The sequence below is a fragment of the Pseudomonas entomophila genome, assembly GCF_023277925.1.
GTDB classification, from domain to species: Bacteria; Pseudomonadota; Gammaproteobacteria; order Pseudomonadales; family Pseudomonadaceae; genus Aquipseudomonas; species Aquipseudomonas entomophila_D.
This window is the reverse complement of record NZ_CP063832.1, coordinates 3,034,432-3,048,262: the sequence shown is the minus strand read 5'-3', so window position 1 is coordinate 3,048,262 and position 13,831 is coordinate 3,034,432. Positions and strand designations below refer to the sequence as shown.

18 protein-coding genes are annotated in these 13,831 nt (G+C 65.5%); 13 read left to right on the top strand and 5 right to left on the bottom strand.

Translation table 11 applies throughout. From position 1 onward, the window contains the following. The 6 genes from gspH to IM733_RS13395 are packed head-to-tail and all read left to right on the top strand — an operon-like array spanning position 1 to position 3,502. Complete coding sequence (gene gspH, locus IM733_RS13420) at positions 1–438, top strand: type II secretion system minor pseudopilin GspH (protein ID WP_248917128.1); 438 nt, start codon at positions 1–3, stop codon at positions 436–438. Beyond that, positions 435–803 carry a type II secretion system protein GspI gene (locus IM733_RS13415; protein ID WP_248917127.1) on the top strand — a complete coding sequence of 123 codons (369 nt, stop codon included), beginning with the start codon at positions 435–437 and terminating at the stop codon, positions 801–803. The genes gspH and IM733_RS13415 overlap by 4 nt, the downstream gene beginning before the upstream one ends. Further along, entirely contained in the window at positions 800–1,390 is a 591-nt protein-coding gene (locus tag IM733_RS13410) for a prepilin-type N-terminal cleavage/methylation domain-containing protein (RefSeq protein WP_248917126.1), read from the top strand. The genes IM733_RS13415 and IM733_RS13410 overlap by 4 nt, the downstream gene beginning before the upstream one ends. Continuing rightward, a complete protein-coding gene (locus IM733_RS13405) occupies positions 1,387–2,463 on the top strand; it encodes a GspL/Epsl periplasmic domain-containing protein (RefSeq protein WP_248917125.1) in 1,077 nt (358 codons plus the stop codon). Before IM733_RS13410 ends, IM733_RS13405 begins: the two co-directional genes overlap by 4 nt. Beyond that, positions 2,460–2,846: a type II secretion system protein GspM gene (gspM, locus tag IM733_RS13400; protein ID WP_248917124.1), complete on the top strand. Its 387-nt coding sequence runs from the start codon at positions 2,460–2,462 to the stop codon at positions 2,844–2,846. Before IM733_RS13405 ends, gspM begins: the two co-directional genes overlap by 4 nt. After that, on the top strand, positions 2,843–3,502 hold the full coding sequence (locus IM733_RS13395) for a general secretion pathway protein GspN (RefSeq protein WP_248917123.1): 660 nt from the start codon (positions 2,843–2,845) through the stop codon (positions 3,500–3,502). The genes gspM and IM733_RS13395 overlap by 4 nt, the downstream gene beginning before the upstream one ends. A gap of 126 nt (positions 3,503–3,628) precedes the next feature. Here IM733_RS13395 and IM733_RS13390 read toward each other — a convergent pair whose 3' ends face one another. Continuing rightward, on the bottom strand, positions 3,629–4,177 hold the full coding sequence (locus IM733_RS13390) for a L,D-transpeptidase family protein (protein ID WP_248917122.1): 549 nt from the start codon (positions 4,175–4,177) through the stop codon (positions 3,629–3,631). A gap of 19 nt (positions 4,178–4,196) precedes the next feature. Beyond that, the gene (locus tag IM733_RS13385; RefSeq protein ID WP_248917121.1) at positions 4,197–4,751 is read right to left on the bottom strand and encodes an NUDIX hydrolase; all 555 of its coding nucleotides are present in this window, start codon (positions 4,749–4,751) and stop codon (positions 4,197–4,199) included. Positions 4,752–4,884: 133 nt separating this feature from the next. Between IM733_RS13385 and IM733_RS13380 the strand changes: the two genes are divergently transcribed. The 5 genes from IM733_RS13380 (at position 4,885) to purT (ending at position 8,084) form a co-directional block, all read left to right on the top strand. Beyond that, on the top strand, positions 4,885–5,484 hold the full coding sequence (locus IM733_RS13380) for a CoA pyrophosphatase (RefSeq protein ID WP_248917120.1): 600 nt from the start codon (positions 4,885–4,887) through the stop codon (positions 5,482–5,484). Positions 5,485–5,529: 45 nt separating this feature from the next. Beyond that, a complete protein-coding gene (locus IM733_RS13375; protein WP_248917119.1) occupies positions 5,530–6,054 on the top strand; it encodes a gamma carbonic anhydrase family protein in 525 nt (174 codons plus the stop codon). After that, the gene (locus tag IM733_RS13370; RefSeq protein WP_011535325.1) at positions 6,047–6,241 is read left to right on the top strand and encodes a DUF1289 domain-containing protein; all 195 of its coding nucleotides are present in this window, start codon (positions 6,047–6,049) and stop codon (positions 6,239–6,241) included. The genes IM733_RS13375 and IM733_RS13370 overlap by 8 nt, the downstream gene beginning before the upstream one ends. 119 nt (positions 6,242–6,360) lie before the next feature. Further along, positions 6,361–6,828, top strand: a complete 468-nt coding sequence (locus IM733_RS13365) for a VUT family protein (RefSeq protein ID WP_248917118.1) — start codon at positions 6,361–6,363, stop codon at positions 6,826–6,828. Between the two features lie 74 nt (positions 6,829–6,902). After that, positions 6,903–8,084 (top strand): formate-dependent phosphoribosylglycinamide formyltransferase, encoded by a 1,182-nt coding sequence (purT, locus tag IM733_RS13360; RefSeq protein WP_248917117.1) that lies wholly within the window; start codon positions 6,903–6,905, stop codon positions 8,082–8,084. A gap of 47 nt (positions 8,085–8,131) precedes the next feature. Here the strand turns inward: purT and IM733_RS13355 are convergent, their stop codons facing one another. The 3 genes from IM733_RS13355 to IM733_RS13345 form a co-directional block, all read right to left on the bottom strand. After that, a complete protein-coding gene (locus tag IM733_RS13355) occupies positions 8,132–9,436 on the bottom strand; it encodes an MFS transporter (RefSeq protein WP_248917116.1) in 1,305 nt (434 codons plus the stop codon). A gap of 244 nt (positions 9,437–9,680) precedes the next feature. Next, positions 9,681–10,868, bottom strand: coding sequence for a transporter associated domain-containing protein (locus IM733_RS13350; RefSeq protein WP_248917115.1), 1,188 nt, complete (start codon positions 10,866–10,868; stop codon positions 9,681–9,683). Positions 10,869–10,877: 9 nt separating this feature from the next. After that, positions 10,878–11,687: a cytochrome C assembly family protein gene (locus IM733_RS13345; protein ID WP_248917114.1), complete on the bottom strand. Its 810-nt coding sequence runs from the start codon at positions 11,685–11,687 to the stop codon at positions 10,878–10,880. A gap of 270 nt (positions 11,688–11,957) precedes the next feature. Between IM733_RS13345 and ffh the strand changes: the two genes are divergently transcribed. Both ffh and rpsP read left to right on the top strand, forming a co-directional pair. Next, positions 11,958–13,334: a signal recognition particle protein gene (gene ffh, locus IM733_RS13340; protein WP_011535319.1), complete on the top strand. Its 1,377-nt coding sequence runs from the start codon at positions 11,958–11,960 to the stop codon at positions 13,332–13,334. Positions 13,335–13,577: 243 nt separating this feature from the next. Beyond that, positions 13,578–13,829, top strand: a complete 252-nt coding sequence (rpsP, locus tag IM733_RS13335) for a 30S ribosomal protein S16 (RefSeq protein WP_011535318.1) — start codon at positions 13,578–13,580, stop codon at positions 13,827–13,829. Positions 13,830–13,831 lie beyond the last annotated feature (2 nt).

Below are 13,831 nucleotides of genomic sequence, written 5' to 3'. Positions count from 1 at the left end.
ATGCGTCGGCAGGGTGGTTTCAGTCTGCTCGAACTGCTGGTGGTGCTGGCCATCGCTGGGTTGATGACTAGCCTGGCCGTGGCCTGGCTCGACAGTGGCAATGCCGGCGTCGACCAGGCGCTGGCGCGTTTGGCGGCTGCCACCGTGGCCCAGGGCGACCAGGCGCGCCATGCCGGGCAGTTGCGCGGCCTGCGCTGGAATGGCCAGCGCCCGGAGCTCGTGCGCCAGGAGCGTGGACGTTGGGTGGTCGAGCCGGTCGCCCTGGGCGAGTGGCCCAAGGGCCTGCGCCCAGACTGGCCGAGCAGTTCGGCGCCGGTGCTGGTATTCACCCCCGACGGCTGGGCCCGGCCCGGCAGTGTGCGCTGGCATTGGGCTGATGGTAGCCAGGGCTGGCACTGGGGGCGTGATGGCCGCTTGCAGGTGAGCCACGCCCAATGAAGCGCAGGGAGCAGGGTTTCACGCTGCTTGAAGTGAGCGTTGCGCTGGCGATCGCCGCCGTGTTGGCGGTGATCACCAGCCAGGTCTTGCGCCAGCGCCTGGCGGTGCAGGACACCGTGCAGCAGCATCGATTCGGTGTGCTCTGCGCTCGTGAGTTGCAGGCGCGGTTCGTGGTCGAGCAGTACTGGCCTGTTAGCAATGAGGACGCAGGCGAGCTTGTCCAAGGCGGGCAGGTCTGCCATTGGCGCTTGCAGTTGCGGCGCACGGGCGTGCGTGACCTTCGCCGCGGTGAACTGCTGTTGCATGCCGACCGCGACCAGCGCCTGCCACTGGGGCAGTACACCGTGTTCCTGGAGCGCCCATGAAGCGAAGGCAGGCGGGCATGACCCTGATCGAACTGATGGTGGCCTTGGCCTTGACCGCGTTGCTGGGCCTGCTGCTGGCGGCGTTGGTCAATGGCTGGCTGAGGGTGCGTGAGCGGCTCGATCAGCCGCAGCGGGAAACCCAGGTAGTGGACTTCTGCCTGGCCTTGGAGCGGCGTTTCGACAGCCCGGTGCTGCGCCGTGTGTACGAACAACGCCTGCCCTTGTCGGTGCGCTGGCTCGATTGGCAAGCGGACCGCCAGCAACTGCTCTGGGTAGCCGCCGCGGCTTGGCCGCAGGCGGAAGGTGGATCGCGCCTGCAACGTCAGCGCCTGCGTTTTGCACCGCGCGAGCAGCAGCTACTGCTGGAAACCAGCGCAGACCTGTATGCCGCCGAGGCCCCGCGCTGGGTGTTGCGCGAACGGCTGGAGCGGGTCAGCGCGATGAGCCTGCTTTACCACCAGTCCGGCCAATGGCTGGCCTGGCCTTCCGATCAACCGACGCATCCCGGACGGGGTGTGCGCCTGGAGTTCGTGCGTGATGGAGCACCTTATGCCTGTACTTTCGTGCTGCCCTGGGGGCGTTCGTGAAACTTGAGTGGCGGCGCCGTACGCCGCCGCGGCCATGGTTGTTGCTGCGTCCAGGCCCGGTCTGGGGCTGGGTGCTGGTGGAGCAGGGCGTGGCCACGCGCCAGGGGACAGGCAAACCGCCTGCCGACCTGCTGGCAAGGGTCGCCTTGATTGTACCGGGTGAGCATTGCAGTCATTTCCAGCTGGCAGCGCCGCCCGGGCTCAAGCGCGAGGAGTGGCCGCTGTTGCTGGAGGACCGGCTGTTACAGGGCGCGCATGAGGTGGTGTGCGCCTGCATCGGCCGGCCTGCGGGTCAGTTGCGGCTGTTGGTCGTGGCCCGCCAGCGGTTGGATGAGTGGCGCGCGCAATGCGTCGAATGGGCGTTGCCCGTCGAGCGTTGCTGGGCTGAGTTCCAGTTGCTGGCTGAACCCGAAGCGGGGGAATGCTGGCAATGGCGGCGGGGCGAAAGGGTGTTGCACCTTTGGCGGGAGGACGAGGGGTATATCCACTGGCTGGCCTGGCCTGACTCACTCGGCCAGGCGCCCGCCAGGGATTGGCCGGCAGGTGCGCGGGCGCTCTTCGAGGGAGACTGGCCAAGGGAGTTGGCGCAGTTGGAGAGCACGCCCGGCTTGTTCGAGGTGCGAAGCCCACGTCAGTTTCTCCGGCTGGCGCCGGTACAGCGGCGGCTCGCACTTGCCTGCATGGCACTGGCCGTCACCTGGGGTGGCCTGTGGCTGGCCCAGCAGTGGCGCCAGACGCAGGCTTATCGTGAGCAGGTGCTGGCCGTGACCGGCCAGCAGGCCGCGCTCCATCAGGCGGCCCAGGTGCTCAAGCGCTTGCGTGACCGCCACGTTGAAACGCAACTGCGTCTGCGCCAGTTGGAAGGGTTGCAAGCGCAACTTCAGGCCTGGCTGGGCGCGAACCCGGGCTGGCGGTTGCAGGCCGTGCGCTTCGACGGTCGGCAATGGCGGTTGGCGCTGGAGGGGGATGGAGCGACTCCGCCTTGGCAGGAGATGGCGGCGGCCGCAGGGGCACAGGTGCGGATCGAGGAGGGAGCCCGGCACGTGATGTTCGATCTGGAGGGGGGCTCATGAGCCGCGAATGGTTGCAACGGCGGCGAATGCTGCTGGCCTGGCTGCTGATTGCGCTGCTGGTGCTTGTTCTGGTGTTGCGCGAAGGGCTCGGCTATTGGCGGGAGCAGGCGCAATGGCGAGCCTTGGCCGAGTCGGCGGCGGGGATGCGAAGTGGGCCTGCGCTGACGCTTGAACGCCTGCGCCAGTCGGCCCAGGCCCGGCATATCGAACTTGCCGAGGTGCAGGTTCAGGACCAAGGCTGGCAAGCGCGGGGCAAGGTTGCTGATGCCCAAGCCCTGCAGGACTGGTTGCAGGCCCTTCACCTGGAGGGGGCGCACATGGCGCAGTGGGGGATTGAGCGCGAAGGCGCTGGGTTGCGCTTCGATGTGCAGGTGCAGCCTTGAGTCGGCGCGCGGGTGGCTGGCTGGGGCTGGTGTTCTGCCTGAGTTTGCTGGTCGAGCTGCCGGCGGTCTGGCTGGCGTGGCTGAGCGGGTTACCGGCACAGGGCGTGGTGGGCAGCCTGTGGCAAGGGCAAGCGATGCGCTTGGGGGCGGTTGGCCCCTTGCGCTGGGAACTGCGACCGTGGCGTCGGGATGCGCAGGTGTGGTTGGGATTTCAGGGGCAGGGGTGGCGGTTGCATGCCCATGGCTGGCCCTGGCACTGGCAAGCCGAGGTCGAGGCGCTGGGGGCCCAACCCAGTGTCGCCCAGAACTATCGCTTCGCCGGGCAGTGGCAAGGCGCGCTCCATCTGCAAGGAAGTGGCAGGCGATGCAGTGAGGCACAGGGGCGGATCGAGGTGAATGACCTGGCGTTGGCCGAACCGTGGTCGTTGGGGCTAGGGCAGGGCGGCATCGAGATGAACTGCGCGGATGGCTGGCACGTGTCAGGGTATCTGGCCCAGGACGGGCAGCATCGATTGGCAGTGGAGGGTGACCTGCTGGCGCGGCGGGCTCAGGTGAACATCGATGTGCAGCCTGATGCGGCGCTGACGCCGGTGCTGCGCGGTGTGCAGTGGCTGGGGGCCGAAGCGCTGCAAGGGCAGCGGGAAATCAGGTGGTAGGGACAGCGTCGTAGCCGAACCTGAGACGTTCGCGATACCCGCGATTGCGTCGGTGGGATCACTGCTGCATTCACCGGCAAAGCCGGCTTCTGCAGGAAAGGCGTGCCTGGATAGATGGCGTCGGGGTCAGGGGCGGATCTCGATCATGGTGCCGTCCTTGACCATGCTCCAGACCTCGCGCATGTCGTCGTTGCGCATGGCGATGCAGCCTTCGGTCCAATCGAGGGTGTGGAAGTACCACTCCGGGTACTCCTCGTTGATCGGCGTGCCGTGGATCATGATCATGCTGCCGGCCGCCACCCCGTCACGCCGGGCCTTGGCGGCGTCGGTGATGTTCGGGTAGGAGATGTGCATGGCCAGGTTGTAGCGGTCGCTGACCTTGCGCCAGTCCAGCCAGTACAGGCCCTCGGGGGTCTTCTTGTCGCCCTCGCGCTCCTTGGCGCCCTTGGGCTGCTTGCCCAGCGAGATGCGGTAGGTCTTGAGCGGTTCGCCGCGGCTGATCAATTGCAGGCGGCGTTCGGACTTGAGCACCAGCACCTTGTCGATCATGGGGCCCTGCGGGACGGTCGCGGCCGGTTGCGATGCCGATGGCGGCTTGCGAATGATGGTTTCGGTGAAGGCAGCCTGCGACACCGAGGCGACACTGAGGCAGAAGAGGGCGAGCAACCAGCGCATGAAACCGTATCCCTGAGACTTAGGTGGTGGACGACGAGACGTTCATCGGCGGCAGGTATTCATGGCCTATGGGGTAGTGCTGCCTGATGCGGTCGCGATAGTAGCATTCTAGTGTGCGTGTGACGGTCCGGAAAGCCAGCTCGCTCCACGGGATCTCATGTTCCTCGAACAATCGCACCTCCAGGCTCTCGACGCCCACGGCGAAATCCAGGTCCGCAAGTTCGGCGCGGAAGAACACGTGTACCTGGTTGATGTGTGGCAGGTCGAACAACTGGTACAGCTGCGCCTCGCCCACCCGGGCGCAAGCCTCCTCGACGGTTTCGCGACGGGCGGCCTGGTCGAGGGTCTCGCCGTTCTCCATGAAGCCGGCGGGCAGGGTCCAGTAGCCCCGGCGCGGCTCGATGGCGCGCCGACACAGCAGCACCTGGCTGCCCCAGGTGGGCAGCACCCCGGCGACGATATTGGGGTTCTGGTAGTGGATGGTCTGGCAATGGTCGCAGACATACCGCGGGCGGCTGTCGCCTTCGGGGATTCGCTGGGTGACCGGTTGGCCGCACGCGCTGCAGAATTTCATGCTTTCATTCCTGTGTGGTCGGGCTATCTTGGCGCGCCCGGCCCGCCCACCGCAAGCGGACCGCGGGCGGGGCTTGGGTGCCTCGCGGCTTTGGTGCATCATGCAGGGCAGGCCTTGGAATCGAGAGTGCGTAATGCTGGACGAGCTTCTTCGCCGAATGAGCAACCATACCCCCGCGTCACTGGAGACGGACCGCCGTTTCCCCGAAGCGGCGGTGCTGCTGCCCATCACCCGTGGCGAAGAGCCGGAGTTGGTGCTGACGCTCCGTGCCAAGGGGCTTTCCACCCACGGTGGCGAGGTGGCCTTTCCCGGAGGCCGACGCGATCCGGAGGACCCGGACCTGATGTTCACCGCCCTGCGCGAAGCCGAGGAGGAAATCGGCCTGCCCCCCGGCCTGGTCGAGGTGCTCGGCCCGCTCAGCCCGCTGATCTCCCTGCATGGCCTGAAGGTGACACCGTTCGTCGGCCTGATCCCCGATTACGTCGAGTACCGCGCCAACGATGCGGAAATCGCCGCCGTGTTCAGCGTGCCGCTGGCGTTCTTCCGCCAGGACCCGCGCGAGCACACCCACCGCATCGACTACCAGGGCCGCAGTTGGTACGTGCCCAGTTACCGTTACGGCGACTACAAGATCTGGGGGCTGTCGGCGATCATGATCGTCGAGCTGGTCAATGTGCTGTTCGATGCCGGCATCAGCCTGCACCAGCCACCGGAGCGTTTCATCCAGAACTGAATGGGGCCCACCCCGTCACCTGCGTCCAACCGTGAGGAGCGAGACATGAAATACCGCCTGGGCGACCTGCGGGTCGAGGCCCATCCCAGCAGCTGGGCCGCGCCCAACGCCAGCCTGATCGGCAAGGTGCGCCTGCAAGCCCGTGCCAGTGTGTGGTTTGGCGCGGTGTTGCGTGGCGACAACGAGTTGATCGACATTGGCGAGGACAGCAACGTCCAGGATGGCACGGTGATGCACACCGACATGGGCTCGCCGCTGAACATCGGCAAGGGCGTGACCATCGGCCACAACGCCATGCTGCATGGCTGCACGGTGGGCGACTACAGCCTGGTGGGCATCAACGCGGTGATCCTCAACGGTGCGCGTATCGGCAAGCACTGCATCATCGGCGCCAATGCGCTGATCCCGGAAGGCAAGGAAATCCCCGATGGTTCGCTGGTGATGGGCTCGCCGGGCAAGGTGGTGCGCGAGCTGACCGAGCAGCAGAAACGCATGCTCGAGGCCAGCGCCGCCCATTACGTGCACAACGCCCAGCGCTATGTCCGCGACCTGGTAATTGACGATGAGTGACGAGAAGCCGGTCGCCTCGCCCTGCGTCAGCGTCTGCGCGCTGGACGAACAGGACATCTGCACGGGTTGCCAGCGCACGGTGGCCGAGATCACCCGCTGGGGGCGGATGGACAACACGGAACGCCGCGCCGTACTCAAGCTTTGCCATGAGCGGGCGGTCGCCGCAGGCTTGATCATTGGTCTGTAGGCTACGCCTTGCTTTTGGCACATTCGCCAGCAAGGCTGGCTCCTACCGGGGATCGCGGGCTTGTCCAGTGGCTGGCCCGACGCTACTCTGAGCGGCTTGCCCACCTGAATACCCAGACCATGTTCTATCTCATCGCCTACATCAGCAGCGTGGTGCTGATCAACTACGCCTTCTCCAGCGCGCCACACCTGGACGTGATCTGGTCCGCCTGGGGTGGCCTGGTGTTCATCCTGCGCGATATGGTGCAGACCCGCTACGGCCACGGCGCGTTGTTGGCGATGCTGGTGGCGCTGGTACTATCCTATGCCACCTCCGAGCCGGCCATCGCCCTGGCCAGCGCCACCGCGTTCTTCGTCTCCGAGCTGATCGACTGGTTGGTGTTCAGCGTTACCCGCCGCCCTCTGCGTGATCGCCTGTGGCTGAGCTCGGCCTTGAGCATCCCGGTGGACACCTTCATTTTCTTCGGCATGATCGGCGCACTGACACCGATGGTGGTCGGCACGGCGCTGGCCTCGAAGTTTGCCGGGGTCACGGCGGTGTGGCTGATCATGGCCTGGCGGGCACGGCGCGCGATCGCCGTGTCCTGATGTAGAATACCGGTCCATTTTTCAGCGGGCGGCAGCCAGCGTGGCGCGGCCCCGGACGCCTTCGAGGACCTGAAATGACCCGTATCGGAACCCCATTGTCGCCTACCGCGACCCGTGTACTGCTGTGCGGCTGCGGCGAGCTGGGCAAGGAAGTGGTGATCGAGTTGCAGCGCCTGGGGGTCGAGGTGATCGCCGTTGACCGCTACGCCAATGCCCCGGCCATGCAGGTCGCGCACCGCAGCCATGTAATCAACATGCTCGACGGCGTGGCCCTGCGCGCGGTGATCGAGGCGGAGAAACCGCACTACATCGTCCCCGAGATCGAGGCCATCGCCACCGCCACCCTGGTGGAGCTGGAGAACGAAGGCTTCAACGTCGTCCCCACTGCCCGTGCCACCCAACTGACCATGAACCGCGAAGGCATCCGCCGCCTGGCCGCCGAAGAGCTGGACCTGCCGACCTCGCCGTACCACTTTGCCGATACCTTCGAGGACTACAGCAAGGCGGTCGCCGACCTGGGCTACCCTTGCGTGGTCAAGCCGGTGATGAGCTCGTCAGGCAAGGGCCAGAGCCTGCTGCGCAGCGCCGACGACCTGCAGAAGGCCTGGGACTATGCCCAGGACGGCGGCCGTGCCGGCAAGGGCCGGGTGATCATCGAGGGCTTCATCGACTTCGAGTACGAGATCACCCTGCTGACCGTGCGCCATGTCGGCGGCACCACCTTCCTCGAACCGGTCGGCCACCGTCAGGAGAAGGGCGACTACCAGGAGTCCTGGCAGCCCCAGGCCATGAGCGCTAAAGCGCTGGCCGAGTCGCAGCGTGTGGCTCGGGCGGTCACCGATGCACTGGGCGGCCGTGGCCTGTTCGGTGTGGAGTTGTTCGTCAAGGGTGATCAGGTGTGGTTCAGCGAAGTCTCGCCCCGCCCGCACGACACTGGCCTGGTGACCCTGATTTCCCAGGACCTGTCGCAATTCGCCCTGCATGCCCGCGCCATTCTCGGCCTGCCGATTCCGCTGGTGCGCCAGTTCGGTCCTTCGGCTTCGGCGGTGATCCTGCCGGAAGGTCAGTCGCAGCAAACCAGCTTCGCCAACCTGGGTGCGGCCTTGAGCGAGCCGGATACCGCCATTCGCCTGTTCGGCAAGCCGCAGATCAATGGCACCCGCCGCATGGGCGTGTGCCTGGCTCGCGACGAGTCGGTCGAGGCTGCTCGTGCCAAGGCGACCCGCGCCGCGCAAGCCGTCAAGGTCGAGTTCTGATCTGATACTGCTGGGGGCGCTTAGCGCCCCTTTCGCGACACAAGGGTTCAAAGCGCGGTATCGCGGGTCTCTTTAAGGCACAACACGGCCACCAGGCTGATCACCGCCGCCACCGACACATACCCCCCCACCCAGCTCAATCCCCCCATGCTCACCAGCTTCTGGGCAAAGAACGGTGCCGCCGAGGCGCCGACGATACCGCCCAGGTTGTACGCCGCCGACGCGCCCGTATAGCGCACATGGGTCGGGAACAGCTCCGGCAGCAGGGCGCCCATGGGGGCGAAGGTCACCCCCATCAGGAACAGCTCGATGGCCAGGAACAGCGCCACGCCCGTGGTCGACCCCGAAGTCAGCAGCGGCTCCATGGTGAAGCCCGAGGCAATGGCCAGCAAGCCGCCGACGATCAGCACCGGCTTGCGCCCGAAGCGGTCGCTGAGCCAGGCCGACAGCGGCGTGGCCAGGGCCATGAACACCACGGCGAAGCACAGCAGCCCCAGGAACGTCTCCCGGCTGTAGCCCAGCGTGGTCACGCCATAGCTGAGCGAGAACACCGTAGAGATGTAGAACAGCGCGTAGCACACCACCATCGCTGCGGCCCCGAGCAGGGTGGGTAGCCAGTAGCGGGCAAACAGGTCGACCACCGGCATTTTCACCCGCTCGTGGCGGGCGACCGCCTTGGCGAACACCGGGCTTTCCTCCAGTTTCAGTCGCACGTACAGGCCCACCAGCACCAAGGCGGCGCTGAGCAGGAACGGAATGCGCCAGCCCCACTCACGGAACTGTTCGTCGCTGAGCATCAGGGCCAGGGAGAGGAACAGGCCATTGGCCGCCAGGAAGCCGATCGAAGGGCCGAGCTGCGGGAACATGCCGAACCAGGCACGTTTGCCTTCCGGGGCATTCTCGGTGGCCAGCAATGCCGCGCCCCCCCATTCGCCGCCCAGCCCAAGACCCTGGCCGAAGCGCAGCAGGCAAAGGAGGATCGGTGCCCACACCCCGATGCTGTCATAGCCCGGTAGTACGCCGATCAGCGTGGTGGACACGCCCATCAGCAGCAGCGAAGCGACCAGCGTCGACTTGCGCCCGATGCGGTCGCCGAAGTGGCCGAACAGCGCCGACCCCAGTGGGCGGGCGAGGAAAGCGATGCCGAAGGTGAGAAACGCCGCCAGCATCTGTGCGGTGCCGGAGCCGGACGGGAAGAACACCGGCCCGATCACCAGGGCGGCGGCAGTGGCGTAGACGTAGAAATCGTAGAACTCGATGGCGGTGCCGATGAAACTGGCGGTGGCCACCCTGGCCGGGGAATTGACCGGAGTCGCCGCGGCAGGTTCGGCGTAGGTGCTGCTGGTAGTCATGCGAAGGTCCCTGACAGTCATGCTCCATGGGGCACGGCCCATGTGGCGGGCACACGGGAGCCGGAGCGTATTGTTGTTGGTCGCCCGACTGACAATAGCCCAGGGGATAGAGGCGGGGAGCGGGCGCTGTTCGGGGTGGTGAAGCAGGACCGCGGGGCGTGTCAGTGGTGCGGACTGGCCGAAGAGCGCCGGGTGCGGGTAGCAGGCGGAACGGCAGGGCTGGGTAAGCGTGACCCGAGTATAGCTATCGGGTCACGGTCCAGACCAGTACCTTGCTGGCGCAATTGTCCTCGGTTTCGAGGATTTCCAGGCGATAACGGCCGATCTTCAGGCACACCGCGCTTTCCGGGATGCTTTCCAGCGCTTCGGTGACCAGGCCGTTGAGGGTCTTCGGCCCGCCGTCGGAGGGCAGGTGCCAGCCCAGGGTGCGGTTGATTTCGCGCAGCGACGCCGTGCCTTCGATGACGAAGGTGCCATCGGGTTGCGGGTGCACATGGGGGTTGTCGAGGCTGTGTTCGTCCTCGAACTCGCCGACGATCTCTTCAAGAATGTCTTCCAGGGTGACGATGCCCAGCACTTCGCCGTACTCGTCCACCACCACGCCCATGCGCCGTTGCTGCTTGTGGAAGTTCAGCAGTTGCATCTGCAGCGGGGTGCTTTCGGGGACGAAGTAGGGCTCGTAGCAGGCAGCCTGGAGATTCTCGAACGTGAGCTCGGCACGGGGCAGCAAGTGGCTGATCAACTTGGTGTTGAGCACCGCTTCGACCTGGTTGATGTCGTTGTGGTAGACCGGCAGGCGGGTATGTCGGCTGACGATCAGTTGTTCGATGATGCGCTCGATGGGGTCGTCGAGGTTGATGCCATCCACTTCGTTGCGTGGCACCAGGATGTCGTTAACGGTGACCTTGTCCAGCGCCTGCAAGCCTTCGAGCAGCCCATTACGGGCCGGGTCGTGCGCCGGGTCTTCGTCGAAGTCGTCGTGCTCCTGGGGGTGCAGCGCCACGGCAGTGGGCTGGATGCGAAATGGGCGCAGGATCAGCTTGGCGCAGCCATCGAGCAGGCAGCCCAAGGGTTGCAGGGTGGCCAGCGGCAGCTTGAGCAGGCTGGCCCCGAGGCTGAAAAAGGCTTGCGGATTGCGCCGGGCCAGGCGCCGCGGCAGGTATTCGGCCAACACCAGCAGCATGAGCGTTGCGCCCAGGCCGGCGAGCCAGAAACCATGCTCACCATCGTGGCGCTGGCCGACCAGGCAGGCCAGGCCCAGCACCAGCAGTTTGCCGAGGCTGGCGCCGAGCACCAGGGCCTGGGCCGGTAGCGTGGGCTCTGCCTGGCCGTTGAGCTGCTGGCGGGCGGCGTCCACGGCAGTGAACAGCGCCGACCAGAGCAGTGCCAGTGCGAGTGTGCCGAGCAGCGGGGCGTACGGCAGGGTGTCCATGGGCGGCCGTCAGATATGCAGGATGAATTCGCGGACCAGCTTGCTGCCGAAATAGGCCAGCATCAGCAGGCAGAAACCGGCGAGGGTCCAGCGGATCGCCTTGTGGCCACGCCAGCCCAGGCGGGTGCGCCCCCACAGCAGCACGCTGAAGACGATCCAGGCCACGCACGCCAACAGCGTCTTGTGCACCAAGTGCTGGGCGAACAGGTTGTCGAGGAACAGCCAGCCGGAAATCAGCGACAGCGAAAGCAGGCCCCAGCCGGCCCACAGGAAGCCGAACAACAGGCTCTCCATGGTCTGCAGCGGCGGGAAGTTGCGGATCAGGCCGGAGGGGTGCTTGTTCTTCAATTGGTGGTCCTGCAGCAACAGCAGCAGGGCCTGGAACACGGCGATGGTGAACAGGCCGTAGGCCAGGATCGACAGCAGGATGTGCGCCAGGATGCCTGGCTCCTCGTTGATCAGCGGCACCGTGCCGGGTGGTGCGAACTGGGCCAGCAGGGCAGTCACCGCGCCGAGCGGGAATAGCAGGACCAGCAGGTTTTCCACCGGTATGCTCAGGCAGGCGACCAGCGTCAGGGCGATCACTGCCACAGCGATCAGGCTGGCGGCAGTGAAGAAATCGAGGCTCAGGCCCAGTGGCGTGATCAGCTGGAAGAACAGCGCGCCGCCCTGGGCAAGCACTGCCAGCGTACCGAGCAGGCCGAGCAGCCGTTTGTCGGCACGGGCGCCACGGGCCAGGCCGGTGGCCTGGAAGACGGTCGCGGCCACATAAAGGAAGGCGGCGAGCAGATTGGGGATGAGGCTGGGGGAAGAGAGCATAAGTCCTGGCAGGCAAGCCCTAAAGGGACGGAGTTTGGCATAGAACGCAGTGGGCAAGGAAGACTGCGTATCAATCGCGGGGGCAAGCCCGCTCCCACGGGTAGGTGCGGCGTGGCAGCGGGCTTGTCCTGCGATCGGCCAGTGGTCCAGAGCGAGGTGTGCGTGGGAAGCAGTCTCCGCTATAATCGCCGCCTTGTTGTGCCCAGCGCGTGTACCTGTTCACCTGGGCGCCTGAAAAACCTCGGCTTCACTGGGCCTGAAAGGATCACCATGTTCGAAAACCTGACCGACCGCCTGTCACAGACGCTGCGCCATGTCACCGGCAAGGCCAAGCTGACCGAAGACAATATCAAGGACACGCTGCGCGAAGTGCGCATGGCCCTGCTCGAGGCCGACGTCGCCCTGCCGGTGGTCAAGGATTTCGTCAACAGCATCAAGGAACGCGCGGTCGGCACCGAAGTGTCGCGCAGCCTCACGCCAGGCCAGGCCTTCGTCAAGATCGTCCAGGCCGAGCTGGAAAGCCTGATGGGCGCGGCCAACGAAGAGCTGACGCTCAACGCCGCGCCACCCGCCGTGGTGCTTATGGCCGGCCTGCAAGGTGCCGGTAAGACCACCACCGCCGGCAAGCTGGCACGCCACCTGAAAGAGCGCAAGAAGAAGAGCGTGATGGTGGTGTCGGCCGACGTCTACCGTCCGGCGGCGATCAAGCAGCTCGAAACCCTGGCCAACGACATCGGCGTAACCTTCTTCCCGTCCGACATCAGCCAGAAACCGGTGGCGATCGCCGAGGCGGCAATCCGCGAAGCCAAGCTCAAGTTCATCGACGTGGTCATCGTCGATACCGCCGGCCGCCTCCATGTCGACGCGGACATGATGGACGAGATCAAGGCCCTGCATGCCGCGGTCAAGCCGATCGAGACCCTGTTCGTGGTCGACGCCATGACCGGCCAGGATGCCGCCAACACCGCCAAGGCTTTCGGCGATGCCCTGCCGCTGACCGGCGTGGTGCTGACCAAGGTCGACGGTGATGCCCGTGGCGGTGCCGCCCTGTCGGTGCGTGCCATCACCGGCAAGCCGATCAAGTTCATCGGCATGGGCGAGAAGACCGAAGCCCTCGAGCCGTTCCACCCCGACCGTATCGCCTCGCGCATTCTCGGCATGGGTGACGTGCTCAGCTTGATCGAGCAGGCCGAGCAGAACATCGACAAGGCCAAGGCCGACAAGCTCGCCAAGAAGCTGAAGAAGGGCAAGGGCTTCGACCTCGAAGACTTCCGCGACCAGCTGCAACAGATGAAGAACATGGGCGGTCTCGGTGGCCTGATGGACAAGCTGCCCAGCATCGGCGGCATGAACCTTTCGCAGATGGGCAACGCCCAGGGTGCGGCCGAGAAGCAGTTCAAGCAGATGGAGGCGATCATCAACTCCATGACTCCGGCCGAGCGTCGCGACCCCGACTTGATCAGCGGTTCGCGCAAGCGCCGTATCGCCCTTGGTTCTGGCACTCAGGTGCAGGATATCGGCCGCTTGATCAAGCAGCACAAGCAGATGCAGAAGATGATGAAGAAATTCTCCGCCAAGGGCGGCATGGCCAAGATGATGCGTGGCCTTGGCGGAATGCTGCCAGGTGGCGGCATGCCAAAAATGTAAGCGAATCCGGGAGGCTGCCGCGCTTATATAGATAAGCGCGGCAGCCTCTCCAGACCCCGCCCCGGCGGGAAAACGGCCGCCAATCGGCGGCTAAACCGGCAGGACTGAACGGTCGGGCATGTGCTCGCCGAAAAAGGCATTTGCAAATGTCCGTGTATTCCCCGAGAATATGCGGCCTTTTGGGCACCCGTGTGCCCATTGGGCATTCAGTTTTGCAGCACCGACTATAGGAACGATGTTCACATGGTAACCATTCGTCTGGCCCGTGGCGGCTCGAAAAAGCGCCCATTCTACCACCTGACCGTGACCAACTCGCGTAACGCCCGTGACGGCCGTTTCGTTGAGCGCGTTGGCTTCTTCAACCCGATCGCATCGGGCGCCGAAGTCAAGCTGTCGGTCAACCAAGAGCGCGTCACCTACTGGCTGAGCCAGGGCGCACAGCCGTCTGAGCGCGTTGCTCAGCTGCTGAAGGAAGCTGCCAAGGCTGCAGCCTGAGC

Excerpts from the sequence above, each read along its gene's own strand:
- rpsP (WP_011535318.1), top strand. The coding sequence starts at position 13,578 with ATGGTAACCATTCGTCTGGCCCGTGGCGGCTCGAAAAAGCGCCCATTC.
- IM733_RS13370 (WP_011535325.1), top strand. The coding sequence starts at position 6,047 with ATGAGTGACGAGAAGCCGGTCGCCTCGCCCTGCGTCAGCGTCTGCGCG.
- IM733_RS13415 (WP_248917127.1), top strand. The coding sequence starts at position 435 with ATGAAGCGCAGGGAGCAGGGTTTCACGCTGCTTGAAGTGAGCGTTGCG.
- IM733_RS13350 (WP_248917115.1), bottom strand. The coding sequence starts at position 10,868 with ATGGACACCCTGCCGTACGCCCCGCTGCTCGGCACACTCGCACTGGCA.
- purT (WP_248917117.1), top strand. The coding sequence starts at position 6,903 with ATGACCCGTATCGGAACCCCATTGTCGCCTACCGCGACCCGTGTACTG.
- IM733_RS13385 (WP_248917121.1), bottom strand. The coding sequence starts at position 4,751 with ATGAAATTCTGCAGCGCGTGCGGCCAACCGGTCACCCAGCGAATCCCC.
- IM733_RS13390 (WP_248917122.1), bottom strand. The coding sequence starts at position 4,177 with ATGCGCTGGTTGCTCGCCCTCTTCTGCCTCAGTGTCGCCTCGGTGTCG.
- IM733_RS13355 (WP_248917116.1), bottom strand. The coding sequence starts at position 9,436 with ATGACTACCAGCAGCACCTACGCCGAACCTGCCGCGGCGACTCCGGTC.
- ffh (WP_011535319.1), top strand. The coding sequence starts at position 11,958 with ATGTTCGAAAACCTGACCGACCGCCTGTCACAGACGCTGCGCCATGTC.
- IM733_RS13410 (WP_248917126.1), top strand. The coding sequence starts at position 800 with ATGAAGCGAAGGCAGGCGGGCATGACCCTGATCGAACTGATGGTGGCC.
- IM733_RS13365 (WP_248917118.1), top strand. The coding sequence starts at position 6,361 with ATGTTCTATCTCATCGCCTACATCAGCAGCGTGGTGCTGATCAACTAC.
- gspM (WP_248917124.1), top strand. The coding sequence starts at position 2,460 with ATGAGCCGCGAATGGTTGCAACGGCGGCGAATGCTGCTGGCCTGGCTG.
- IM733_RS13375 (WP_248917119.1), top strand. The coding sequence starts at position 5,530 with ATGAAATACCGCCTGGGCGACCTGCGGGTCGAGGCCCATCCCAGCAGC.
- IM733_RS13345 (WP_248917114.1), bottom strand. The coding sequence starts at position 11,687 with ATGCTCTCTTCCCCCAGCCTCATCCCCAATCTGCTCGCCGCCTTCCTT.
- gspH (WP_248917128.1), top strand. The coding sequence starts at position 1 with ATGCGTCGGCAGGGTGGTTTCAGTCTGCTCGAACTGCTGGTGGTGCTG.
- IM733_RS13380 (WP_248917120.1), top strand. The coding sequence starts at position 4,885 with ATGCTGGACGAGCTTCTTCGCCGAATGAGCAACCATACCCCCGCGTCA.